Origin of the sequence: Lutibacter sp. (assembly GCF_013041805.1) — a bacterium.
GTDB lineage: Bacteria > Bacteroidota > Bacteroidia > Flavobacteriales > Flavobacteriaceae > Lutibacter.
In genome coordinates, this window is sequence record NZ_JABDRI010000036.1 from 24,453 (window position 1) to 48,489 (window position 24,037).

At 30.2% G+C, this 24,037-nt stretch carries 22 protein-coding genes; 15 read left to right on the plus strand and 7 right to left on the minus strand.

All coding sequences use genetic code 11. The annotated features are described in order from the left end of the window. Positions 1-28 precede the first annotated feature (28 nt). From HKP59_RS05180 to HKP59_RS05215, 8 genes are all read left to right on the plus strand, one after another. Complete coding sequence (locus tag HKP59_RS05180) at positions 29-793, plus strand: tetratricopeptide repeat protein (RefSeq protein ID WP_291804192.1); 765 nt, start codon at positions 29-31, stop codon at positions 791-793. Between the two features lie 6 nt (positions 794-799). After that, the gene (gene ribH / locus HKP59_RS05185; RefSeq protein WP_291804194.1) at positions 800-1,279 is read left to right on the plus strand and encodes a 6,7-dimethyl-8-ribityllumazine synthase; all 480 of its coding nucleotides are present in this window, start codon (positions 800-802) and stop codon (positions 1,277-1,279) included. A gap of 58 nt (positions 1,280-1,337) precedes the next feature. After that, the gene (locus HKP59_RS05190; protein ID WP_291804196.1) at positions 1,338-1,622 is read left to right on the plus strand and encodes a riboflavin synthase subunit beta; all 285 of its coding nucleotides are present in this window, start codon (positions 1,338-1,340) and stop codon (positions 1,620-1,622) included. Further along, the gene (gene mutL / locus HKP59_RS05195; protein ID WP_291804199.1) at positions 1,623-3,437 is read left to right on the plus strand and encodes a DNA mismatch repair endonuclease MutL; all 1,815 of its coding nucleotides are present in this window, start codon (positions 1,623-1,625) and stop codon (positions 3,435-3,437) included. It abuts the gene before it with no gap. 20 nt (positions 3,438-3,457) lie between these two features. After that, positions 3,458-4,192 carry a rhomboid family intramembrane serine protease gene (locus HKP59_RS05200; protein ID WP_291804201.1) on the plus strand — a complete coding sequence of 245 codons (735 nt, stop codon included), beginning with the start codon at positions 3,458-3,460 and terminating at the stop codon, positions 4,190-4,192. A 3-nt stretch (positions 4,193-4,195) separates the two neighbouring features. Then, positions 4,196-5,038: a rhomboid family intramembrane serine protease gene (locus tag HKP59_RS05205; RefSeq protein WP_291804204.1), complete on the plus strand. Its 843-nt coding sequence runs from the start codon at positions 4,196-4,198 to the stop codon at positions 5,036-5,038. Next, positions 5,039-6,049 (plus strand): endonuclease/exonuclease/phosphatase family protein, encoded by a 1,011-nt coding sequence (locus HKP59_RS05210; RefSeq protein WP_291804207.1) that lies wholly within the window; start codon positions 5,039-5,041, stop codon positions 6,047-6,049. It begins immediately after the preceding gene. Positions 6,050-6,122: 73 nt separating this feature from the next. Next, complete coding sequence (locus tag HKP59_RS05215; RefSeq protein ID WP_291804210.1) at positions 6,123-8,249, plus strand: DPP IV N-terminal domain-containing protein; 2,127 nt, start codon at positions 6,123-6,125, stop codon at positions 8,247-8,249. Positions 8,250-8,324: 75 nt separating this feature from the next. Here HKP59_RS05215 and HKP59_RS05220 read toward each other — a convergent pair whose 3' ends face one another. Then, complete coding sequence (locus HKP59_RS05220; RefSeq protein ID WP_291804212.1) at positions 8,325-9,686, minus strand: pyridoxal-phosphate dependent enzyme; 1,362 nt, start codon at positions 9,684-9,686, stop codon at positions 8,325-8,327. Positions 9,687-9,770: 84 nt separating this feature from the next. Beyond that, the gene (locus HKP59_RS05225; RefSeq protein WP_291804216.1) at positions 9,771-11,006 is read right to left on the minus strand and encodes an FtsX-like permease family protein; all 1,236 of its coding nucleotides are present in this window, start codon (positions 11,004-11,006) and stop codon (positions 9,771-9,773) included. A gap of 43 nt (positions 11,007-11,049) precedes the next feature. Here HKP59_RS05225 and HKP59_RS05230 point away from each other — a divergent pair, with 43 nt between their 5' ends. From HKP59_RS05230 to HKP59_RS05240, 3 genes are all read left to right on the plus strand, one after another. After that, complete coding sequence (locus HKP59_RS05230; protein WP_291804219.1) at positions 11,050-12,225, plus strand: DUF1343 domain-containing protein; 1,176 nt, start codon at positions 11,050-11,052, stop codon at positions 12,223-12,225. Positions 12,226-12,664: 439 nt separating this feature from the next. Continuing rightward, the gene (locus HKP59_RS05235; protein ID WP_291804221.1) at positions 12,665-13,171 is read left to right on the plus strand and encodes a CAP domain-containing protein; all 507 of its coding nucleotides are present in this window, start codon (positions 12,665-12,667) and stop codon (positions 13,169-13,171) included. 50 nt (positions 13,172-13,221) lie between these two features. Continuing rightward, complete coding sequence (locus HKP59_RS05240; protein ID WP_291804224.1) at positions 13,222-13,398, plus strand: hypothetical protein; 177 nt, start codon at positions 13,222-13,224, stop codon at positions 13,396-13,398. Positions 13,399-13,762: 364 nt separating this feature from the next. Here HKP59_RS05240 and HKP59_RS05245 read toward each other — a convergent pair whose 3' ends face one another. Next, positions 13,763-14,260, minus strand: coding sequence for a YkgJ family cysteine cluster protein (locus HKP59_RS05245; RefSeq protein ID WP_291804226.1), 498 nt, complete (start codon positions 14,258-14,260; stop codon positions 13,763-13,765). Positions 14,261-14,342: 82 nt separating this feature from the next. Between HKP59_RS05245 and argS the strand changes: the two genes are divergently transcribed. The 4 genes from argS to HKP59_RS05265 all read left to right on the plus strand — a co-directional run bounded on the left by argS (position 14,343) and on the right by HKP59_RS05265 (position 18,699). Continuing rightward, on the plus strand, positions 14,343-16,115 hold the full coding sequence (argS, locus tag HKP59_RS05250; RefSeq protein WP_291804227.1) for an arginine--tRNA ligase: 1,773 nt from the start codon (positions 14,343-14,345) through the stop codon (positions 16,113-16,115). 156 nt (positions 16,116-16,271) lie between these two features. Then, entirely contained in the window at positions 16,272-17,660 is a 1,389-nt protein-coding gene (gene lpdA / locus HKP59_RS05255; RefSeq protein ID WP_291804229.1) for a dihydrolipoyl dehydrogenase, read from the plus strand. 178 nt (positions 17,661-17,838) lie between these two features. Then, positions 17,839-18,267 (plus strand): hypothetical protein, encoded by a 429-nt coding sequence (locus tag HKP59_RS05260; protein WP_291804231.1) that lies wholly within the window; start codon positions 17,839-17,841, stop codon positions 18,265-18,267. A 12-nt stretch (positions 18,268-18,279) separates the two neighbouring features. After that, on the plus strand, positions 18,280-18,699 hold the full coding sequence (locus HKP59_RS05265) for a hypothetical protein (protein WP_291804232.1): 420 nt from the start codon (positions 18,280-18,282) through the stop codon (positions 18,697-18,699). A 50-nt stretch (positions 18,700-18,749) separates the two neighbouring features. Here HKP59_RS05265 and HKP59_RS05270 read toward each other — a convergent pair whose 3' ends face one another. From HKP59_RS05270 to HKP59_RS05285, 4 genes are all read right to left on the minus strand, one after another. Next, positions 18,750-19,598, minus strand: coding sequence for a hypothetical protein (locus HKP59_RS05270; RefSeq protein WP_291804234.1), 849 nt, complete (start codon positions 19,596-19,598; stop codon positions 18,750-18,752). Between the two features lie 5 nt (positions 19,599-19,603). Then, positions 19,604-20,986 carry a phosphoglucosamine mutase gene (gene glmM, locus HKP59_RS05275; protein WP_291804236.1) on the minus strand — a complete coding sequence of 461 codons (1,383 nt, stop codon included), beginning with the start codon at positions 20,984-20,986 and terminating at the stop codon, positions 19,604-19,606. A 103-nt stretch (positions 20,987-21,089) separates the two neighbouring features. Beyond that, positions 21,090-23,084, minus strand: a complete 1,995-nt coding sequence (gene rpsA, locus HKP59_RS05280; RefSeq protein ID WP_291804238.1) for a 30S ribosomal protein S1 — start codon at positions 23,082-23,084, stop codon at positions 21,090-21,092. A 186-nt stretch (positions 23,085-23,270) separates the two neighbouring features. Further along, entirely contained in the window at positions 23,271-24,023 is a 753-nt protein-coding gene (locus HKP59_RS05285) for a LytTR family DNA-binding domain-containing protein (RefSeq protein ID WP_291804240.1), read from the minus strand. Positions 24,024-24,037: the final 14 nt, after the last annotated feature.

Below are 24,037 nucleotides of genomic sequence, written 5' to 3' on the forward strand. Positions count from 1 at the left end.
CTTTTGCGCCTACAAATATTAGAAATAAATGGCAACATATAAAAAGACGGGAAGTAAAGCTAAAAAAGCTCAAAACAAAATTGAAGAACATTCAACAACTGCTGAAGTTTTTAATACTTTAGATGAGACTGCTTCTAGGTCAGAAAAATTCGTGATTAAAAACCAAAAAACAATATTTATTGTTTTAGGTATTTTGGTAGTGCTAATTTTAAGCTATTTACCATATCAAAAATATATTGTAGGGCCTAAAGAAAAAGAGGCTGCAAACGAATTAGCATTTCCGAAAGTTTATTTTGAACAAGCGTCAACTAGCTCAGTTGCTGTAGATTCATTATATACACTAGGTTTAAATGGTGCTGATGGAAAATTAGGCTTTGTAGATATTGCTAGTCAGTATAGTGGAACTAAAGCTGGTAATTTAGCTAATTACTATGCTGGAATCGCTTATTTAAAACTAAAAAACTACCCAGAAGCTATCGAATATTTGGAACAATTCTCATCAGACGATGAGTTATTAGGTCCAACTGCAAAAGGTGCTATTGGTGATGCTTTTGCTGATATTAATCAACCAGAAGACGCTTTAGACTATTATTTAAAAGCGGCCAATTTAAGAGATAATAATTTTTCAACTCCTTTGTTTCTTTTCAAAGCAGGAAATACAGCGATGGAACTAGAGAATTTCTCAAAAGCGTTGGAAATTTTCAATAGAATTAAAAGTGACTATCCTAATTCTGAAGAGGCTAAAAAAATTGACATTTACATTAGTAAAGCAACATATGCTTCAAAAAAATAAGCTATAATGGCTACAACTAATTTATCTTATTACGATAAAGCTACAATCCCAAATGCGAAGAAATTTCGATTTGGGATTGTTGTTTCTGAATGGAATCCTGATATTACAGGTAATTTATATTTGGGGGCTGAAGAAGCACTTATTCAAAATGGAGCAGTTAGAGAAAATATTATTCGCTGGGATGTTCCAGGAAGTTTTGAATTAATTTATGGTTGCAAACATATGCTCGATACCCAAAAGGTAGATGCTATAATTGCAATAGGAAATGTAATTCAAGGAGAAACAAAACATTTTGATTTTGTATGCGAAGGTGTTACTCAGGGCATAAAAGATTTAAATATTAAATATGATGTTCCAATCATATTTTGTGTGCTTACCGATAATACAAAGCAACAATCAATTGATAGATCAGGTGGTAAACACGGAAATAAAGGTATAGAATCTGCTATTGCCGCAATTAAAATGGCAGCTTTAAGAGAGTTTTAACAGACTTCTTATTCACAAAACTTGACCACTACTTGAGAATTCATTATTTTTGGTTTCTATGGGATTTTTAAAAAAACGCACCAATAAAAAGTTCGACTATAAGCCTAGATATTACAAGGGTGAGGGAAATCCATATCAAATAGGGCATAAATTTGACGAATTTAGAACAACCGTAGGCGGTAGTAAAGGGTTAAAAGAGAAGTTTCAGAGAGCATTTGAAGAAAGTGAAAATTCAGAAAACAGAGGCTTCAACAAAACAATTTTGATCATAATTGCTATTCTTGTATTCATCTTTTTATACATTATTGATTTCGACTTATCCATTTTCAAGAATCCTTTTTAAATGTCAGATATAATTCAGTTATTACCCGACCATGTTGCCAATCAAATCGCAGCTGGTGAAGTTGTTCAGCGACCAGCTTCTGTAGTAAAAGAATTACTAGAAAATGCAATTGATGCAAACGCCACTGATATTAAATTACTTATAAAAGATGCAGGTAAGATACTCATTCAAGTAATTGATAATGGTATTGGAATGAGTCAAACAGATGCTAGACTTAGTTTTGAGCGACACGCAACATCAAAAATTAAAAAAGCAGAAGATTTATTTAATCTACATACCAAAGGGTTTAGAGGTGAAGCATTAGCTTCAATCGCGGCCATTGCTCACGTTGAATTAAAAACAAAAGAAGAAGGAAAAGAGGTTGGTACACATATTAAAATTGAAGGAAGCAAATTAATTTTTCAAGAAAACACTTCAACATCTATTGGAACATCTATTGCTGTAAAAAATTTATTCTATAATATTCCTGCTCGTCGAAATTTTCTAAAATCTAACAGTATTGAGACACGACATATTGTGAATGAATTTCAGAGAGTTGCTTTAGCTCACCCTAACGTATCTTTTTCATTTTATCACAATGATAATGATGTTTATAACTTAATTAAAGGAAATTTACGACAACGAATAGTAGCAATTTTTGGTAAAAAAACTAACGAAAAATTAGTACCAATAAATGAAGTTACGGATATCTTAGAAATAAACGGTTTTGTTGCGAAACCAGAGTTTGCCAAGAAAAAAAGAGGAGAACAGTTCTTTTTTGTCAATGATCGCTTTATCAAAAATGCTTATTTAAATCATGCAGTTACGAATGCTTTTGAAAGCTTGCTATCTCATGGTTACTTTCCAACGTATTTTTTGTATTTAACGGTTCCTACAAAAAGTATTGATATAAATATTCATCCAACAAAAACCGAAATTAAGTTCGATGATGAAAAAACGCTGTATGCTATTTTACGCTCAACAATAAAACACAGCTTAGGACAATATAATGTTGCACCTGTTCTTGATTTTGAGAGAAGCGCCTCATTTGATACACCATACGATTTTAAACACAAAAAATCTGAAACGCCAAAAGTATCAGTAAATCCAGATTTTAATCCATTTAAAAGCGACACTCAAAAATCTATATCATTCCCTTTCAAACGGGAAAAAATGCCTAAATGGGAAAGCTTATATGCAGGTATTGATGTTCAACATATAGAAGTAGAAGCTGAGACTATACCTTCTTCTTTGTTTTCAGAAGAGAAAACAACTAGTAAAACATATCAAATTCATAAAAAATATATTGTTAGTAGTATTAAATCTGGTATTGTGTATATCAATCAGCATTTAGCACATCAACGAATTTTATATGAAGAGTTTTTGGAAAATATTACTGTTAAAGAAGCTATGAGTCAACAATTATTGTTTCCTTTAGAAATTTCATTCAATAAAGACGATATTGATTTGATCAAGGAAATTGAAGCCGATTTAAAAAATATTGGGTTTTTGTTTGATAAAATTTTAGATGACACTATTATTGTGAAAGGAATTCCAACTACTATTGTTGAAAGTCAGATTACTATTATTATTGAACAATTATTAGAAGATATTAAAAATGATATACCAAATGCTAGTTTTAGTCAGTTAGATATTATGGCAAAAAGCCTAGCTAAAAGTTTAGCTATTAAAACAGGGACAAAATTAGATTTAAAAGAACAGGAAGAAATTGTAAATAAATTATTCAGTTGCAAACAGCCTGACATATCTCCGTTTGGAAAAACTACGTTTGTAACCGAAGCTATTGATGAAATTGATAATAAATTTAACAATTAACACTTGTTATTAGAAAAATTATGGGAAGAATTACAGAAGCTGTTAAACATTTAGTAATTATAAATGTTTTATTTTTTATAATACCTCAACTCGCGCCAAGCTTAGGATTGCAAAGCATGTTTGCTTTGTATTTTCCTGAAAGCCCTCAATTTGGGTTTTGGCAATTTGCTACTCATATGTTTATGCACGGTGGCTTTTCGCACATCTTATTTAACATGTATGGTTTATGGGCTTTTGGAACACCATTAGAACAAATGTGGGGGAAAAATAAATTTATATTTTTCTACCTTTCTGCTGGTTTAGGAGCTGGTATAATTTATACATTAGTTAATTATTACCAATTTAATAGTGTGTACGAACAATTAATTAAAATTGGAGTTTCAACTTCTGATATTCAGCAGTTGTTAACTACGGGAAGCTACAATTCACAAATTTTAGAACAAATCTCAGAAACTACTCTATCCGAATTTTACGCAACTTACCATACCCCTGCTGTTGGAGCTTCAGGTGCTATTTATGGAATTTTAGTTGCTTTTGGGTTATCATTTCCAAATGCTAAATTAGCATTGATATTTTTTCCTGTTCCAATAGCGGCAAAATATTTTATTCCTGTCATAATTTTAGGTGATTTATTTTTTGGAGTAACGAAATATTCAATAGGAAATGTTGCTCACTTTGCACATATTGGTGGAGCCTTAATAGGATTTATTATTGCTTGGTATTGGAAACAAAATCAATTTAAACGCTGGAATTAAATTTTGAACATTTTAAACGACATAAAATACGCTTACAAAAAGGCAACTGTAGTTGAAAAAATAATTTACATCAATGTATTTCTATTTTTAATTACATTGCTCTTCACGCGATTTATAATTCAATGGTTTGCACTCCCTGCAAGTTTGGATAATTTTTTATACAAACCTTGGACATTAATTAGTTATTCCTTTTTACACCAAAACCTGTTTCATATACTTTCAAATTTACTAGTGCTCTATTATATTGGGAATTTATTCTTGGATTTTTATACTAAAAAGCAATTTTTAAATTTTTACTTTTTAGGAGGTATTTTTGGAGGTAGCATGTTTTTGACCTATTACTATATATTAGATACTATAAATGTGCTTCCACTAGCCGGAGCATCTGCTGCAGTTACTACCATTTTTATTGCAATAGCCACAAAAATTCCGAGATATGCGCTAAGATTGAGATTCATAGGGAGTGTTGAGTTATGGGTATTAGCAGCAATTTGGGTTTCATTAAGTATTTTACAATTAGCAAATCCTGACAAAGGATCTGCGATTGCGCATATTAGCGGTGCTATTTTTGGATTTATATATTCAAAACAATTAGAAAGAGGAAATGATATTGGTCAATGGTTTGAAATGATTTTAGATTATTTTTCAACACTTTTCAAACCAGAGAAAAAATCGCCCTTTAAAGCCGTTTACAAAACAAAAAATAAAAGAAGTAGTAAAACCAAAGATGTTTCTAAAACAAAGCAACGTAAAATTGATGATATTTTAGATAAAATTAGTAAATCGGGTTACGAAAGTTTGACACAAGAAGAAAAAGATTTTCTATTTAGAGCAGGAAAAAAGTAAATGAAAAAATTATCAATTATAGATAAATTAATTACAATTGCTAATTCATTGGTAGCAGCTTTATTACTTATTTCATTTTTAAGCTATTACATTTCGCCAAACACATTTCCAATATTCTCTCTTTTAAGCTTGGTTATACCATTTTTAATTGTGATAAATTTATTATTCGCATTCTATTGGATTGTAAAATTAAAACGTCAGTTTTTAATTTCAATATTAGTTTTACTTATTGGTTTTCAACACCTTACTAAATTTTATTCCTTTCAAGAAAAAAAAGTACTCTTAAATAACGATTTAAAAATTATGAGTTATAACGTACGCATGTTTAATGTGTACGATTGGATTCATGAAGAAAATGTACCACAAAAAATATATGATTTTATCAATAATAAAAACCCTGATGTACTTTGCTTACAAGAATTTAATAATAAAGAAGAATTAGGCTTTAGCTATCCATATAAATTTATAAAAGTAAACAACAAGGGAAATAGATTTGGACAAGCAATTTTCTCAAAATATAGCATCATTAATACAGGCTCTCTAAATTTTTCTAATAGTAGTAACAACGCCATATTTGCAGATATTGTAAAAAATAATGACACGATAAGAGTTTATAATGTACATTTAGAGTCGTTGAAAATAAATCCTGAAGAGAAAGCTTTTAATAAAGAAAATACTGAAAAATTAAAAGTTAGATTGGAAAATGCCTTTAAAAAACAAGCAAACCAAGCTACTTTATTAGTGCGACATCAACAAAAAACAAACTTAAAAAAGGTGATTTGTGGAGATTTTAATAATAATGCATTTTCTTGGGTATATCATCAATTGAAAAAAGGAAAAAATGATGCTTTTGAAGAATCTGGAAAAGGATTTGGAAAAACCTATAATTTCAACTTCCCCTTACGAATTGATTTTATTTTAGCTGATCAAGCTATCAATATCAATAATTTCAAAACCTACAATGTTAATTACTCCGATCATTTCCCTATAATGGCTCGCTTAAATTTTTAATTACAACTGATAAACATCATAACTCAAGTACAAATATTAAGTAACTTTGTTTTATCACTTAAATACACTACCCATGAGAAGAATATTTTTTATTTTATTCCTTACTACTTTTTTCGTAGGATTTTCACAACAAAATACACTAACAATTGACGATGCCGTTTTAGGATATTACAAGGGCTTATACCCTACCTCATTACAAAATCTAAAATGGGTTGACGATTCAAACACCTATGTTTTTCAAAAAGAAAATGAGTTAATTTTTACAGATGCCAAAACAGGGAAAAAAATTAAGAGCCTCTCTTTAGTTCAATTACAAGTCATATATCCAACTTTAAAACGATTTCCACTTTTGCAAGAAATCACTCCAACACACTTTTCTTTTAGAAATAGAAACTCTGTAGAAATAGTTAACTATGTAACAAATCAAAAAAAAATCTCTATTAATTTTGATGAAAAAGCTCAAAACACAGAGTTCAATTCAAAGGCTGAAGCAATTGCATACACATTAGATAACAATTTATATATTGGTACAGCTTCCAATACAAAAATTGCTGTAACTAAAATTGATGATGAAAATATAGTTTCAGGACAGGCTATTCACCGAAGTGAGTTTGGAATTGTAAAAGGTACTTTTTGGAGTCCAGAAGGAAATTTTTTAGCGTTTTATCAAAAAGATGAAAGCAATGTTACTAATTATCCTTTAGTAGATATAACAACGTATCCTGCTTCATTAAATAACATTAAATATCCAATGGCTGGGCAAGAAAGTGAAAAAGCTAAAATTGGAATTTATAATTTAAAAAATAACACAACCAGTTACTTAAACATTGATACTTCAGATGAGCATTATTTAACAAATTTATCGTGGACACCCGATGAAAAATACGTGTTGGTTGCAGAAATAAACAGAGATCAAAATCACGTTTGGTTTAACAAGTATAATATTGAAACCGGAGAAAAAGTGAATACACTATTTGAAGAAACAAACTCAAAATGGACTGAGCCCGAGTATGATGCTGTTTTTTTACCGAATAGTAATACCAACTTCTTATGGCTAAGTGAACGTGATGGATTTATGAATATATATGAATACACTACGGAAGGAAAATTGGTAAAACAACTTACTAATTTTAATTGGGTAGTTACTGGAATTATAGGTTTTGATGTAAAAGGTAAACACGTATTTATATCAGGTACAGGAAAAGATGCAAGAGAATCTCATACTTTTAAGGTAAACTTAAAGTCTGGTAAATATGATCAAATTACGAAACAAGAGGGAACACATAGCACCTTAATAAATTCATTTGGAGATTATTTTATTGATTCATACAGCAGTTTAAATATTCCAAAAAATATTAAGATTGGTGCGATTAAAAATGGAAAATCTACGACCATCTTAGAAGCTGAAAACCCACTAAAAGAGTACAATTTAGGCTCTACTGAATTTCTAACTTTGAAAGGAGTTGATGGTACTGATTTATATGCAAAAATAACAAAACCTGCTAATTTTGACCCTACAAAAAAATATCCTGTTTTAGTGTATGTATATGGTGGGCCTCATGCCCAATTAGTTACTAATTCTTGGTTAGGCGGATCAAGTTTATGGATGCCTGCCTTTGCTACATTAGAAAATTATATTGTATTTACGCTTGATAACCGAGGTTCAGCACATAGGGGTTTTGCTTTTGAAAGCGTGATTCATAGAAATTTAGGAGATGCAGAAATAGAAGATCAATTAACAGGTATAGACTATTTAAAATCGTTAGATTATGTTGATGAGTCTAGAATTGCTGTTAATGGTTGGAGTTATGGAGGTTTTATGACAACTAGCTTAATGTTGCGGAATCCTGGAGTATTTACAACTGCTGTAGCAGGTGGACCTGTAACCGATTGGAAATATTATGAAGTTATGTATGGTGAACGCTATATGGATACACCACAAGAAAATCCTGAAGGATACAAAAAAGCAAAAGTCCATAACTATATTTCAAATCTAGATGGAAAAATGCTTCTAATTCATGGTTCTGTTGATCCAACAGTTGTGCCACAGCATAGTATGACCTTATTGCAAGAAGCTGTAAAACAAAAAGTACAAGTCGATTTTTTCACTTATCCAATGCACCCTCATAATGTACGTGGAATGGATAGAGTACATTTGGTAAAGAAAATGTTAGAATATATTATTGAAAATAATAAGTAATATTGTGTCACTTCTATCACTAAAAAGCCTTCAAATTGATAAATATGAAGGCTTTTTAGTGATTAATTTCTTCAACTACTGAATAGCTCTAATAACATCGTGCTTGGTAATAATTTGAAATTTATTATTTCCTAAATCTACCAAAACAGCACTATTTTCACGATTAATTAGTTTTGAAATTTCTGCTATTGAAGTGTTACTTTTTACGATTGGAAAAGAAGTACCCATCACCTCTTTTATTGGTTTATTAGCACTATCCTTATCATCAAAATATAAGTTAAATAGTTCGCTTTCATCCACTGAGCCTACAAAACCATTAGAATCTGTTACCGGTATTTGAGAGATGTCATTTGCACGCATGCGTTCAATAGCATGAGAAACTAATTCTTCTGTTTTTACAGTAATTAATGGTTTATGGATACTGTCCTTAATTAAATCAATTGCCACTAATTTTTCTTCGTCTAAAAAACCTCTTTCACGCATCCAATCATCATTAAACATTTTACCAACATACCTGCTTCCGTGGTCATGAAATATGACTACCACTACATCGTCTTTTGTAAAATGATCTTTTAATTGCAATAATCCTTTTACTGCTGATCCTGCAGAATTTCCAACAAAAATACCTTCTTCTTTCGCTATTTTTCGTGTATATACTGCACCATCTTTGTCGGTCACTTTTGTAAAACCATCAATTACACTAAAGTCTACATTCTTAGGTAAAATATCTTCACCAATACCTTCGGTTATATAGGAATAAATTTCGTTCTCATCAAAAACACCTGTTTCATGATATTTTTTAAATACAGATCCATAGGTGTCAATTCCCCAAACTTTAATTGCTGGATTTTGTTCTTTTAAATATTTTCCAACACCTGAGATTGTACCTCCTGTTCCTACTCCAACAACAACATGAGTAATTCTACCGTTGGTCTGTTTCCAAATTTCTGGTCCTGTACTTTCATAATGCGCCAAAGCATTTGACGGATTATCATATTGGTTTACGTACCACGAGTTTGGTGTTTCTTCAGCCAATCGTTTTGAAACTGAATAATAAGAACGAGGATCTTCTGGCTCCACATTTGTTGGACAAACAACAACTTCAGCACCAACAGCTCTTAAAATATCCATTTTTTCTTTTGACTGCTTGTCACTAATTACACAAATTAATTTGTACCCACGCATAATTGCTACTAAAGCCAATCCCATTCCTGTATTTCCTGAAGTCCCTTCAATAATAGTTCCACCTGGATTTAATAATCCTTTAGCTTCTGCATCATCAACCATTTTAACGGCCATCCTATCTTTTGCAGAATTGCCAGGATTAAATGTTTCAACCTTAGCCAATACCATAGCATCAATTTCTGCAACTGTTCTATTTAATTTAACCAAAGGTGTGTTACCTATAGTTTCTAAAATATTTTTAGCGTACATCATTTTTTTAGTTTAGTGATGCAAATGTACCATAATTTATAAAAAAGTCAGGTTGAATAGTTTAAGATCTTAGACTAACAAATAAAACTACTCGAACTTAATAGAAGTAACCGGATTAATTTTTGTGATGATCACGGAAGGAACAATTAACATTAAAAAACATAACACCAACGTACCTATGTTAAGTAAAACTATATAACTTACATCTAAGAAAATAGGAACAGTCGTAACATAATAAGTTTCTGGGTTTAAGGAAATAAATTTTCCATATTTCTGCGTCAATAAAATAAAAAGTCCTATTAAGTTTCCCCAAAATAAACCTCGAATAATTAAATAGCCCGCATTGTATAAAAATATTTTTCGAATACTATTATTATTGCTTCCTAAAGCTTTTAAAATACCAACCATTTGAGTACGTTCTAAAATTAACACGAGTAACGCCGTAATCATGTTAATACCAGCAACTAGAATCATAATGATGATAATTAAATATATATTAGTATCAAATAAACCAATCCATTCAAATATAGCTGGATATTTATCTATAATACTTTGAGCATTTAATGTTGAAGCTGTTTCACTATAGACTTCATTACTTTTTTGATTTATTAAATTAAAGTCATCTATAAAAACTTCAAAACCACCAACTTCACCTTGCTCCCATTTATTCATTTTTTGAATATGACGAATATCAGCAAGAACAAAATTTCTATCAAAGTCTTGAAAACCAGAATTGTAAATACCTACTGCTTTTACAACACGTATCCAAGGTGCTTTAGAAGGGTCTTCCTTTATAAAAAGAATATTAAACTCCTCATTCAATTCAATCTTCAATCTATTCGATAGCTCACTTGATATTAATACTTCATTAGAAACTTCATTATTGTAATTTGGAAATTTTCCTTCTATTATGTAATCTTTAAAGAAAGTCCAATCATAGTCATTTCCAACTCCCTTAAAAATAATACCTTCAAAATCGGCTTCTGTTCTAATAATACCAGGTTTTGTCGCAAAAACTTGAATGTTTTTAATTCCACTAACTGTTTTAAATTCAGGATAAAAATTTTGTTCTATTGAAACTGGCTCTAAAGTAATTTCAGAGTTATTATTGTCAAAATTTGTGATTTGAATATGACCATTAAACCCCGATAATTTTTCCCTAATTTTTTCTTGTAAACCAACTCCTGTTGCAATAGAAATCATCATTATAACCATTCCTACTGTAATAGCAATAATTGCGATTTTTATTATAGGAGAAGATATACTACTTTTATATTGTTTTGCAGCAATAATGCGTTTTGCAATAAATAACTCGTAATTCAATGTTATAATGGTTTGTAATTGGTTCAAAAATACATATTTCTTATTGGTTTCTTTATTTTTTTTTAGTTTGATTTCTTGCGGACAAGAACTAACGGTCAAAAAAGAAGCAGCCACAAAAATTGAAACTGGTGCACAGCAAACAACATTGTATGCAAACTCTCTTAGAAATAAAAATATTGCGCTAGTGGCCAATCAAACATCTGTTTTACTTAACAAAGAAGGAAATTTCACACATTTAGTAGATAGTTTAGTCGCTTTAAATTTTAACATTCTAAAGGTTTTTTCTCCAGAACATGGATTTAGAGGAAATGCAGATGCTGGCGAAAAAGTGAATGATGGTATAGATTTAAAAACAGGACTTCCGTTAATTTCATTATATGGAAATAATAAGAAACCAACAGAGGAGCAACTAGAAAATGTTGATCTTATTGTTTTTGACATTCAAGATGTTGGAGTTCGGTTTTACACTTATATTTCTACCTTGCACTATGTAATGGAAGCGTGTGCTGAAGCAGGAATTGAACTTGTTCTACTAGATCGTCCAAATCCCAATGCGCATTATATAGATGGCCCCGTTTTAGAAAAGGAATATACAAGCTTTGTTGGTATGCATCCGGTACCTATTGTATATGGAATGACTATTGGTGAATACGCACAAATGATAAATGGTGAAGGTTGGCTTAAAAATAACATTCAATGTGAATTAACAGTGATACCGCTAAAAAACTACACACACAGTATACAATATAATTTATCGATTAAACCATCACCTAATTTACCAAATAAAAAATCTATTAACCTTTATCCTAGTCTGTGCTTTTTTGAAGGTACCAACGTTAGTGCAGGAAGAGGTACTGAAAAACAATTCCAAATTTTTGGTTCACCTTTTTTGTCAGGTAAAGAATTTAACTTTTGCTTTACACCTAAACCTAACGAGGGATCTAAATATCCTAAACATAATGGAATAAAATGTTGTGGACAAGATTTAAGCAAAATAAACTATTTAAGTAAAATTGATATCTCATATTTAATAAAAGCTTACCGAGCAACATCAGATAAAAAAGTATTCTTTAACGATTTTTTTCCAAAATTAGCAGGTACAAATAAACTGCAACAGCAAATCGAAAATACGACTTCAATTGAAGATATTTACAACTCTTGGAAGAAGGGAATTCAGGACTTTAAAAAAGTTAGAAATACCTACTTAATATATCAATAAATATCAATCCTTTTTCTACTCACTTTATCGATTTGATTCTCTCGATAATTTTAACTTTTCACCTTCTTGATTTTGCTTTTTTATATGTTAAAAAGCATTAAATATTGTTACTCATTAAAAATAATACGCTTATTTTTATAAATAAAATACACGTTTATATAAATAAATAGTAAGTAAAAAAATATTTTTAAGTCTATAAAACCTTATAAATGACATCTTTTACTAATAAACGGTATGTTTTTTATAATAAATGGTAATTTTTTTTAATTTTTTATTTGTTTTATAAATATTTATTCTTACATTTGAACTGTAATTAAAACATAACCCTATACCCCAAGACAAAATAAATAAATAAATCAACCCTAAAAAAAGTAAAATAAATCAACCCTAAAATAACAATAAATTAACCTCTAAAATTAGCCCCCAAAACCCCGCAAAAATGAAAACTTTAACCCTAAACCTCGTTGCCATATTTCTTTTGAGCTTTGTGTTATTTTCTTGTTCTCCTGAAGAAGATGGTGTTTATTTTAATGATACAGTTGAAGTAGTGAATACTTCAAATGTTGTCTATTCAAGTATTGAATCTGAAATTTTAGATTTAGTTAATGCACACAGAGCTAACATTGGATTAGCTACCCTTAACAGATTAGACATTATTTCTGGTGTAGCTGATGGACATACCAATTATATGATCCAAATTGGTGAGGTAAATCACGATAATTTTAGTCAAAGATCACAAAATTTAATGGATAACGCTGGTGCAAAAAGTGTTGGTGAAAATGTTGCATACGGTTTTAACTCTGCAGAAGGTGTTGTAAATGGATGGTTAAATAGTCCAGCTCATAAACAAATTATTGAAAATCCTGATTATACACACTTTGGCATTTCTACAGATGCAAATCAAGAACAAAGAAATTACTTCACCCAAATTTTTATTAAAAAATAAATCAACCCTAAACCTTAATTAAATATAATTTAACCCCTAAAATAATAATCATGAAAGCAAATACTTTTAAAAAGGAACCTCATTTAAAATTAATAAAAAACACTAAAAAAAAGAAAACAGCCAACGCAAGAGTGAATAGAATTTATATTAATACATTAATACCTGGTTTTAGTTATTTAAACAAAGCAAAAAAAACAATAATTCCAGAAAACTGCGCCTTATTGTAATAGTACAAAGTATGCTCCTTAACTACATAAATTGTCCCCTCACAGAGTAGTTAAATAAGCATCTTAAAAGTCGTTCTCACAACGGTAGTTTTAAAATAAAAAATAGATGTCCCCACATCACAACCCACAACGGTAGTATAATTATGAATCATCTTACATTTCAAGTCATTCTCAAAACATAGATAGAAAGGTAATTAACCTATTTAACATCTTAAAAAAATATTTTTTCAGGGATTATAAGGGAGCTGTTTAGTATTTGTAAGGGGTTATAAATATTAAATAAAGGCTCCCTTAATCGTTAAATAATTGTCAATAATTGCTATTCTTTAAACTTTCATAAATTTAAAAAACAAGTACGTTAAATTTATAATTCAATTTTTTTCTTCAATTCCTCAACAATATTAAAAGCTGCTGGACAAATCTCTGTATTCTTTAACGTTAAATCGGTAATCTGAATAAATTTTCTTCTATTTGTATGTGGATATTCACTACACGCTTTTGGCCTAACATCGTAAATAAAACAAGTATTATCATTCAAATCAAAAAAAGAACATGGAGCTGTTTTTAATACAAAAAAATCATCGGAATCACGTTCTAGATATTGTGCTATAAAATGAACTACCTTCATTTTTAAATGCTTTGAAATACGCTCAATATCTTTATCTGTAAAAATTGGACTCGTAGTTTTACAGCAGTTCCCACAAGTCAAGCAATCAGTTTTTTCAAACTCTTTAATGTGTAAATCTTGCATGACCACATCTAAATTTTTTGGTGTACGCTTTTTTAACTTCGCAAAATACTTTTTACTTTCTGCGTGTTTTTCTTTTGCTAATTCAGGCAAATCCTTTAAAAACTGATCCATCTTTTTAATTTAACTACAATAATACGATTAAAAATTTTCAAAATTTATGTATTTTTGCACTTCAAAATATTTCAGCAAAAAAATGATGCAAAACATATTAGGAGAAGCCGTAAAAAAAGGCTTAAAAGAAATTTACAATGCAACAATAGAATCCGTGGAATTTCAAGCCACTAAAAAAGATTTCGAAGGTGATATTACTATTGTTGTTTTTGCATTATTACGCGTTGTAAAAGGAAACCCCGTTGAAATAGGAACCAAACTTGGTACTTATTTGAAAGAAAATGTTGAGCAAATAGCTGATTTTAATGTCGTAAAAGGATTTTTAAACTTAGTAATTTCTGACTTCTATTTTCTGGAAAATTTCAATACAATTTATAGTACTAAAAACTTTGGATTTATTCCTGCAAACCCAAATGAAAAAGCTGTTATGGTTGAATATTCTTCACCTAACACGAATAAACCTTTGCATTTGGGCCACATCAGAAATAATTTATTGGGCTATTCGGTAGCTAAAATTATTGAAGCTTCTGGAAAAAAAGTTTACAAAACCCAAATTATAAACGATCGTGGAATTCATATTTGTAAAAGTATGTTGGCTTGGCAACGCTTCGGAAATGGAGAAACTCCTGAAAACACCGGATTAAAAGGCGATAAATTAGTTGGTAATTATTACGTCAAATTTGATCAAGAGTATAAAGCTGAAATTGCCCAATTAATTAAAAATGGTAAAACTGAAGAAGAAGCAAAAAACGAAGCTCCAATTTTATTAGAAGCAAAAGAAATGCTTTTAAAATGGGAAGCTGGAGATAAATCGGTAGTAGAGCTATGGAAAACAATGAATCAATGGGTGTATGCTGGTTTTGATGAAACGTATAAAGAATTAGGTGTTGATTTTGATAAAAATTACTATGAAAGTAATACTTACTTATTAGGTAAAGATATTGTTTCTGAAGGTCTTAAAAATGGTATTTTTTACAAAAAAGAAGATGGATCAGTTTGGATTGATTTAACTGATGAAGGTTTAGATGAAAAAATTGTTTTACGCGCTGATGGAACTGCGGTCTATATGACTCAAGACATTGGAACCGCTATTGAACGTTTTAAAGATTATGACTTAGATGAATTGGTATATACTGTTGGAAATGAGCAAGATTATCATTTTAAAGTTTTATTTCTAATTTTAGATAAATTAGGGTTTAGCTGGGCTAAACATTGTTATCATTTATCCTATGGAATGGTAGATTTACCAAGTGGTAAAATGAAATCGAGAGAGGGAACAGTTGTAGATGCAGATGATTTAATGGAAGAAATGACAAAAACTGCAAAAGCTATTTCTCAGGAATTAGGAAAATTAGAAGGCTACTCTGAAAAAGAAAAAGCAATCTTGTATAAAACTATTGGTCTAGGTGCTTTAAAATATTACATTTTGAAAGTGGATCCTAAAAAAAGAATTCTCTTTAATCCTGAAGAATCAGTTGATTTTGCTGGAAATACTGGCCCATTTATACAATATACTTATGCTAGAATTCAATCTATTTTAAGAAAAGCTACATTTGATTACACGCAAGAAATAAGTGAATTAAAATTACATGAAAAAGAGCGTTCAATAATTAAACAATTGGAATTATTTCCAGAGACCATTCAACTCGCAGCTAAAAACCACAGTCCGGCTTTAGTGGCAAATTACACTTATGATTTAGTAAAAGAATACAACTCATTTTACCAAACCATTCCTATTTTAGGTTGTGAACACGAACAAGAAAAAATCCTACGAATTCAAATATCAGAAAAAGTAGCTGAAGTATTAAAATCGGCATTTTATCTTTTAGGAATTCAAGTACCAAAACGCATGTAATTAAGTATATTAATTAAAACGATCAAAGAAAATCAATAAAGTCAACATTTTTCGAAAAGCTTTTAGTGAATTCTATTAAAGGTATAAAACTTATAAACAAATAAATACTTAAATTTGCTGAAAAATTTAGCAAAACTAACATTTAAACAAAAACACATGAAATACGACATAATAATTATTGGTAGTGGTCCTGGAGGCTACGTTACAGCAATTAGAGCATCTCAATTAGGATTTAAAGTTGCGATTGTAGAAAAAGAAAATTTAGGTGGAATTTGTTTAAACTGGGGATGTATTCCTACAAAAGCATTATTAAAAAGTGCTCAAGTATTCGATTACTTAAAACATGTAGATCAATATGGTTTAAAAGCTGAAGCGATTGACAAAGATTTTGAAGCTGTTATTAAACGAAGTAGAAACGTTGCCGATGGAATGAGCAAGGGTGTTCAGTTTTTAATGAAGAAAAACAAAATTGATGTCATTGATGGTTTTGGTAAAATTAAAACTGGTAAAAAAGTTGATGTGACAGATGCAGAAGGTAACGTTACAGAATATAGTGCAGACCACCTAATTATAGCAACCGGTGCGCGTTCACGTGAATTACCTAACTTACCACAAGATGGTGAAAAAGTAATTGGCTACAGAAAAGCAATGACTTTGCCTTCACAACCTAAAAAAATGATTGTAGTAGGATCTGGTGCAATTGGTGTTGAATTTGCTCATTTTTACAATGCAATGGGAACTGAAGTTACTATTGTTGAATTTTTACCGAATTTAGTTCCTCTTGAAGATATAGATGTTTCAAAACAATTTGAGCGTTCTTTCAAAAAATCTGGAATTAAAGTAATGACTAACTCCTCTGTTGAATCTGTTGACACCTCTGGTAAAGGAGTAAAAGCTGTTGTAAAAACTAAAAAAGGTGAAGAAATTTTAGAAGCTGATGTGCTACTTTCAGCAGTGGGGATTAAATCAAATATTGAGAATATTGGTTTAGAAGATGTAGGTATTATTACCGACAGAGATAAAATTTTAGTAAATGATTTCTATGAGACTAATATCCCTGGTTATTATGCTATTGGTGATGTAGTTCCTGGTCAGGCTTTAGCACATGTTGCTTCTGCTGAAGGAATTACTTGTGTTGAAAAGATTGCTGGATTGCACACTGAAAAAATAGATTATAGCAATGTGCCTGGTTGTACGTATGCTACTCCTGAAATTGCAAGTGTTGGTTTAACTGAAGCCCAAGCAAAAGAACAAGGATATGATTTAAAAGTTGGAAAATTCCCTTTTTCAGCCTCAGGAAAAGCAAAAGCCGCAGGAACACCTGATGGTTTTGTAAAAGTAATTTTTGATGCGAAATATGGAGAATGGTTAGGTTGCCATATGATTGGTGCAGGAGTTACTGATATGATCGCTGAAGCTGTACTAGGAAGAAAATTAGAAACAACAGGACATGAAGTATTGAAAGCTATTCATCCGCATCCTACAATGAGTGAAGCAGTTATGGAGGCTGTGGCTGATGCCTATGATGAAGTGATTCATTTATAAGCATTTTATTATTAAAACTCATTTAGTTTAAACTTTAAGCTAAAAATTTAAAAAGATGTCATACCTAGGAAATCTTCGTATGCCATCTTTTACTTTTAATCGCTTTAAATATATAAGTATTCTTAAGTGATTTTATATTTTTATACTATATTTGAATTTTACCAAAAAATACGATTTTATGAAACTCTTTAAATTACTGCTAGTGTTCCTATTTGTTTTAACTACTTCTTGTGAGGAAAAGAAGCAAAAGGTTCAAACTGATAACAAGAAAGAAATAGTGAAAGTTAAACACTATATATGTGCTAATAAATGTGAAAATAGTGGTAGTGATGTTGAAGGTATTTGCCCAACTTGTAATACGCCATATTTACATAATCAAGCCTTTCATAATGATGAGTTTTTGAAAAACGGACCTTTAAACGTACCTAAAACTAATTTAGGAAATACAACCAACCCTACTCAAAATACGGCTCCATCACCTGCTCAAAATGCCTTAGGAATTTTTCATTACACATGTACAAATGGTTGTCCTGGCGGTTCTGGTACCGCTGAAAATTGTGTCGCTTGCGGAACTCTTTTAGCACATAATACAGCGTATCATAATTAAATTATTTAGTATATGAGGTTTTCGATATCAAATCTTTTTAAATCTAAAAAAAAAGAAGTTTCTGTAGAAGATTTTCCTAAAATAGACTTTAAAGGTGGCTCTAAATATGCAGAAGATGAAAAAAATACTGTGTATTTAGATTTTGAAGAATTAGGTGGATTTCCATTTATTCAAACAATTATAATAGGAGAATTTTCAACTAAAATAAAACGAGTTGGCTGTACATTAACTTTTGTTTTTGAAAGTGATGAGTTAACCATACACTCAGATAATACAGATATAGGATCTTCCGAAATTAAAAATACACCTTTCTACTATACCGAAATTGATTTCGAATTAAATGAAGAAGAATCAAAACGAATTCAAGATGAAAAAGTTATTGAAATTCAATATCAATTTAAAGAAAAAATGATACGACTTAAAACAATTTAATCTAATAATATTAAGTGAATTTAAGCTTTATAATGATATCTAGATTATTACTATTTTGTTAAATTAAATTTTGCCCCAAATACATACATATTTTCTAAAAAAGTAAAACTCTGAGATGCCGAATCTGTTGTATTAGCTGTAGTTCTTATATCAGCCATATTAATATAGCCAACTTTTAAATTAGATTGAATAAAAAAGTGTTTAAAAAAAGTAATGTTTAAACCAACATGTGCAGATATTCCATACCCAGAAACATGAAATTCATCGTATCGCTCTTTTCCCAATAAAGTTGTATTAGTTTTAGGATACAATACTCCTACTCCAACTCCTTCAGTTAAATTAATATCTATATTCTTTATAGGAAATTTTAACCAATTATCTAAGTTGTCAAATCTACTTACTTCAACATTCACATAGTTTAAACCATCAGTATGCTCAAACAATAAAAAATCTTCAGTCAAAACAATATCATCATTACTAAAGGTTCCATCAAATTCGCCTCCTGTATTTATATTACCATTTATGTTTACAGTTTGGTCATTTCGCATTACATATTTCATATGGTCAACACCAATTGAAACTGTATAATTTTCTTTAAAAAAGTATCCGATTCTAAAGTTTGTTTGAGGTATCGTTACTTCATCCAATTTAAAATAATAAATACCAAACGGTTTTGGTTTATCATCAGCTTTTACATCGCTTAACGTAAAATTATAATTTTCTCCTTTGAATGTAATATCAGATGTTGAAAAGTGTCCTCTATTCCATCCCCAATATGCAAACATTTTTCCTTTATTACTTTTTACATCTCGGAAATCTTGAGATATATCTTGATTATTTTCTTGCGAAAATAAAACTGTAGTTATTAGCAAAAAAATTGCTATTGAAGTTTTTCTCATAAAGTTTAAATAATATCTTTTATTTCTGTAATAAAACGCAATGCTAGTTCGTCTGCTAACTTTTGTGTGGTACTTTCTGTATAAATTCTAATAATAGGCTCTGTATTTGATTTTCTCAAATGCACCCACTCATTGTCGAAGTTAATTTTAACACCATCAATAGCTATTACATCTTCATTCTTGTAAGAAATTGCAATAGTATTTAAAATTTCATCTACATTAATTTGAGGTGTTAATTCAATTTTATTTTTACTCATATAGTAATTTGGGTAAGTATCTCGTAGTTCTTTACAAGACATTTTTGAAGTTGCTAAATGCGATAAAAATAAGGCAACACCAACTAATGAATCTCTTCCATAATGTGACTCAGGATAAATAATTCCTCCATTACCTTCACCTCCAATAATCGCATTATTATTCTTCATTAATTCAACTACATTTACTTCTCCAACTGCACTAGCTTCATATGTTCCTCCATGTTTAAGTGTTATATCTCGCAAGGCTCTAGATGAAGATAAATTTGAAACAGTATTACCCTTGGTTTTACCTAATACATAATCAGCACAAGCTACTAAGGTATATTCTTCACCAAACATACTTCCATCTTCACAAACAAGCGCTAATCTATCTACATCAGGATCAACCACAATTCCTAGATTAGCCTTTTCTTTTACCACTAATTCCGATATATCAGTTAAATGCTCTTTTAAAGGCTCAGGATTATGTGGGAATTCTCCATTTGGCTCACAATACAATTCAACACATTCAACACCTAATTTTTCTAACAATGGCGGAATTGAGATCCCTCCTGTTGAATTCACCGCATCTACAACTACTTTAAAATTTGCACTTTTAATTGCTTCAACATTTACCAATGGGAGATTTAAAACAGCATTTATATGTTTTTGAATAAAATTTTTCTTTTTTCGAAAAATTCCTAAATCATCAACTTCAGCAAAATCAAAGCTTTCATCTTTTGCAATTTTTAATACTTTTTCTCCTTCAACAGCATCTAAAAACTCCCCTTTATGATTTAACAATTTTAAAGCATTCCATTGTTTTGGATTATGACTTGCTGTAATAATAATTCCACCATCAGCTTCTTCCATTTGAACAGCTAATTCAACAGTTGGCGTAGTAGATAATCCTGCATCCACAACATCAATACCTAAACCAACCAGCGTGTTTCCTATTAAACTACTCACCATTTTTCCTGAAATTCTGGCATCCCTTCCTATTAAAACTTTATACTCCTTTTTGGTTGATTGTTGCTTCAACCACATTCCGTAAGCTGCAGCAAATTTTACGGTATCTAAAGGAGTTAGGTTGTTTCCTGTATTTCCTCCTATAGTACCTCTAATACCTGATATTGATTTTATTAATGTCATTGGATAAATTTAATGAGCAAAGATAAATTTAATTGAACTAATAACGAAAAAAAAAGCTGTATCCTTTGATACAGCTTTTAATATTATAAAATATGAGAGAATCTTATTTCCCTTCCATTTTTTTCTTTAATGCAGCAAGATCTCCACCTAAATCTCCAAGAGTAGTTTTATCAGCAGATTCAGCTTTTTTCTGAGCTACTTTAATATTTTTCTCTTCTTGTGCTTTAAATATTGATGTATGAGAAGCTACAACACGTCTAAATTCTTTATTGAATTCAATAACTTTAAACTTGTCTGTATCTCCTTTTGCTAATTTAGTACCATCTTCTTTAGTTGTAAAACGACTAGGAACAAATGCTTCAACTCCATCTTCAAATGAAACGATTAATCCTTTATCACTTTTATCTTTAACAGTACCTTCATGAATAGAGTCTATAGCAAACTTCTCTTCATGTGCATCCCAAGGATTTTCAGTAGTTTGCTTATGACCTAAATTTAATTTACGTCCTTCAACATCTAACTCTAATACTTGAACTTCTAATTTATCACCTACAGTTGTAAAGTCTGATGGGTGCTTAATTTTCTTAGTCCAAGAAAGATCTGAAATATAAACTAATCCATCAATTCCTTCTTCTAATTCAACAAATACACCAAAGTTTGTATAATTACGAACAGTACCTGTATGTTTAGAACCTACTGGATATTTTTCTGCAATCGCATTCCAAGGATCTGGATGAAGTTGCTTAATACCTAAAGACATTTTTCTGTCTTCTCTATCTAAAGTTAACACTTGCGCTTCAACTTCATCACCAACTTTTACAAAATCTTGAGCCGAACGTAAGTGCGTTGACCAAGACATTTCAGAAACGTGAATTAAACCTTCAACACCTTGTGCTACTTCAATAAATGCACCATAATCAGCAAGTACAACTACTTTACCTTTTACTGTATCACCTACTTTAATAGTATCATCTAATGCTTCCCAAGGATGAGCATTTAATTGTTTTAATCCTAATTGAATTCTTGTTTTCTCATCATCAAAGTCAAGAATTACAACGTTTAATGTTTGATCTAATTCAACCACTTCACTTGGATGATTAATTCTAGACCATGATAAATCTGTAATGTGAACTAAACCGTCAACACCGCCTAAATCAACAAATACACCATAAGAAGTAATGTTTTTAACAACACCTTCTAATACTTGTCCTTTTTCTAATTTACCAATAATTTCTTTTTTCTGAATTTCAATATCAGCCTCGATTAGGGCTTTGTGAGAAACAACAACGTTTTTGAATTCATGATTAATTTTAACCACTTTGAATTCCATTGTTTTTTCAACATATTGATCGTAATCTCTAATTGGCTTCACATCAATTTGAGAACCTGGTAAGAATGCTTCAATTCCAAAAACATCAACAATCATACCTCCACGAGTTCTGCATTTAACAAAACCATTCACAACTTCACCAGTTTCGTGTGCATTATTTACACGATCCCAAGCTTTTATTACTCTTGCTTTTTTGTGTGATAATACTAATTGACCTGTACTATCTTCTCTTTTATCAACTAAAACTTCAACAACATCACCAACAGCTAAGTTAGGGTTATAACGAAATTCATTTAAAGAAATAACACCTTCAGATTTTGAGTTGATATCAATAATTGCTTCACGATCTGTTTTTCTAATTACAGTTCCTTCAATTACTTCTCTTTCATTCACTAAACCTAATGTTCCATCTAAAGCTGCCTCAAAAGCTTTTAAGTTTTCTTCGTCAACTGCTTCAATTCCTTCTTCGTACATGTGCCAATCAAAATTCTCTAGGAATTCTTCAGGGTTGACAACTTCAACTTTAGGAGCTTCAACAACTTCTTCTTTTACCGCTTCCTCAGTTTCTGTAGTAGCTTTTACTTCAGTTACTGCCTCTTCTTTTGCCGCTTCCACAGATTCAGTAGTAGTTTCTACTTCTTTTGCTGCTTCTTCTTTAATTTTTGCTGGTTTTTCAGCTTTAGCTTTTGTAGTTTTTGCTTTTGCTGTTGTTTTTTTTACTTCAGTAGCTTCTTTTTGCTCCTCAGTTTTTTTTGTTTCTTCAGACATATTTGCTGATGATAATTATTTGTATCTTATTGTTATTCAGATTTTTAAACGATAATAACTCCAAGAGATTATTTATATATTTTTCTCTAAATCCCTTTTTTAAATCTGTTCTCGTAAAAAGGAGTGCAAATTTAGTAATTTTATTTTAGTATAACAAAAAGAAAATGAAGCTTTTATGCTAAATAACTAACCTATCCAATTTTTAAAATCTTTTACACGCTCTCTACTTACAATTATTTCCGATTCGTTATAACTATTTAACATAAGTTTCAAGCGACTATTTGAATAAGAGACTATATCTTTAATCGCATTTATGTTTACAATATATTTACGACTTACTCTATAAAAATACTCAGGCTCTAAAACATCCTCTAATTGTTCCAACGTATCTTCAATTAAATAGTTTCTATCATTATTTGTATGAATGTTTGTTGCTTTATTTTCACTAAAGAAACATTCAATTGTATCAGTTGGAACCATTTTTAAATGTTGTCCAATTTTTACTGTAAATCGTTTTTTAAAATTCTTTTCTGTAGGAGCAATTAATTTTTTAATTTGTTCAAAATCAAATCCAGGATTTAATGTTGCACTCTGTATTTTTTTATATTGATTCACAGCATTTTCTAGTTCGTCAGTATCAATAGGCTTTAGCAAATAATCTATACTATTTAATTTAAACGCTTTTAATGCATACTCATCATAAGCTGTGGTAAAAATAATTGCACTTTTTATTTCTACTTCTTCAAAAATCTCAAAGGATAATCCATCCGAAAGCTGAATATCTAAAAATATTAAATCAGGATGTTGATTATTATAAAACCAATTAATAGATTCATTTACAGAATGTAACATTGCAATAGGTTCTATTCCTAAGTCATTAAGCATTCTACTTAATCGGCGAGCAGCAGGTTTTTCATCTTCTATAATTACAACTTTCATAGTGTACATATTTG

Bases quoted from the DNA above. Each gene is read 5' to 3' on its own strand.
- HKP59_RS05180 (WP_291804192.1), top strand. From the start codon at position 29: ATGGCAACATATAAAAAGACGGGAAGTAAAGCTAAAAAAGCTCAAAAC.
- ribH (WP_291804194.1), top strand. From the start codon at position 800: ATGGCTACAACTAATTTATCTTATTACGATAAAGCTACAATCCCAAAT.
- HKP59_RS05190 (WP_291804196.1), top strand. From the start codon at position 1,338: ATGGGATTTTTAAAAAAACGCACCAATAAAAAGTTCGACTATAAGCCT.
- mutL (WP_291804199.1), top strand. From the start codon at position 1,623: ATGTCAGATATAATTCAGTTATTACCCGACCATGTTGCCAATCAAATC.
- HKP59_RS05200 (WP_291804201.1), top strand. From the start codon at position 3,458: ATGGGAAGAATTACAGAAGCTGTTAAACATTTAGTAATTATAAATGTT.
- HKP59_RS05210 (WP_291804207.1), top strand. From the start codon at position 5,039: ATGAAAAAATTATCAATTATAGATAAATTAATTACAATTGCTAATTCA.
- HKP59_RS05215 (WP_291804210.1), top strand. From the start codon at position 6,123: ATGAGAAGAATATTTTTTATTTTATTCCTTACTACTTTTTTCGTAGGA.
- HKP59_RS05220 (WP_291804212.1), bottom strand. From the start codon at position 9,686: ATGATGTACGCTAAAAATATTTTAGAAACTATAGGTAACACACCTTTG.
- HKP59_RS05235 (WP_291804221.1), top strand. From the start codon at position 12,665: ATGAAAACTTTAACCCTAAACCTCGTTGCCATATTTCTTTTGAGCTTT.
- HKP59_RS05240 (WP_291804224.1), top strand. From the start codon at position 13,222: ATGAAAGCAAATACTTTTAAAAAGGAACCTCATTTAAAATTAATAAAA.
- HKP59_RS05245 (WP_291804226.1), bottom strand. From the start codon at position 14,260: ATGGATCAGTTTTTAAAGGATTTGCCTGAATTAGCAAAAGAAAAACAC.
- argS (WP_291804227.1), top strand. From the start codon at position 14,343: ATGATGCAAAACATATTAGGAGAAGCCGTAAAAAAAGGCTTAAAAGAA.
- lpdA (WP_291804229.1), top strand. From the start codon at position 16,272: ATGAAATACGACATAATAATTATTGGTAGTGGTCCTGGAGGCTACGTT.
- HKP59_RS05260 (WP_291804231.1), top strand. From the start codon at position 17,839: ATGAAACTCTTTAAATTACTGCTAGTGTTCCTATTTGTTTTAACTACT.
- HKP59_RS05265 (WP_291804232.1), top strand. From the start codon at position 18,280: ATGAGGTTTTCGATATCAAATCTTTTTAAATCTAAAAAAAAAGAAGTT.
- HKP59_RS05270 (WP_291804234.1), bottom strand. From the start codon at position 19,598: ATGAGAAAAACTTCAATAGCAATTTTTTTGCTAATAACTACAGTTTTA.
- glmM (WP_291804236.1), bottom strand. From the start codon at position 20,986: ATGACATTAATAAAATCAATATCAGGTATTAGAGGTACTATAGGAGGA.
- rpsA (WP_291804238.1), bottom strand. From the start codon at position 23,084: ATGTCTGAAGAAACAAAAAAAACTGAGGAGCAAAAAGAAGCTACTGAA.
- HKP59_RS05285 (WP_291804240.1), bottom strand. From the start codon at position 24,023: ATGAAAGTTGTAATTATAGAAGATGAAAAACCTGCTGCTCGCCGATTA.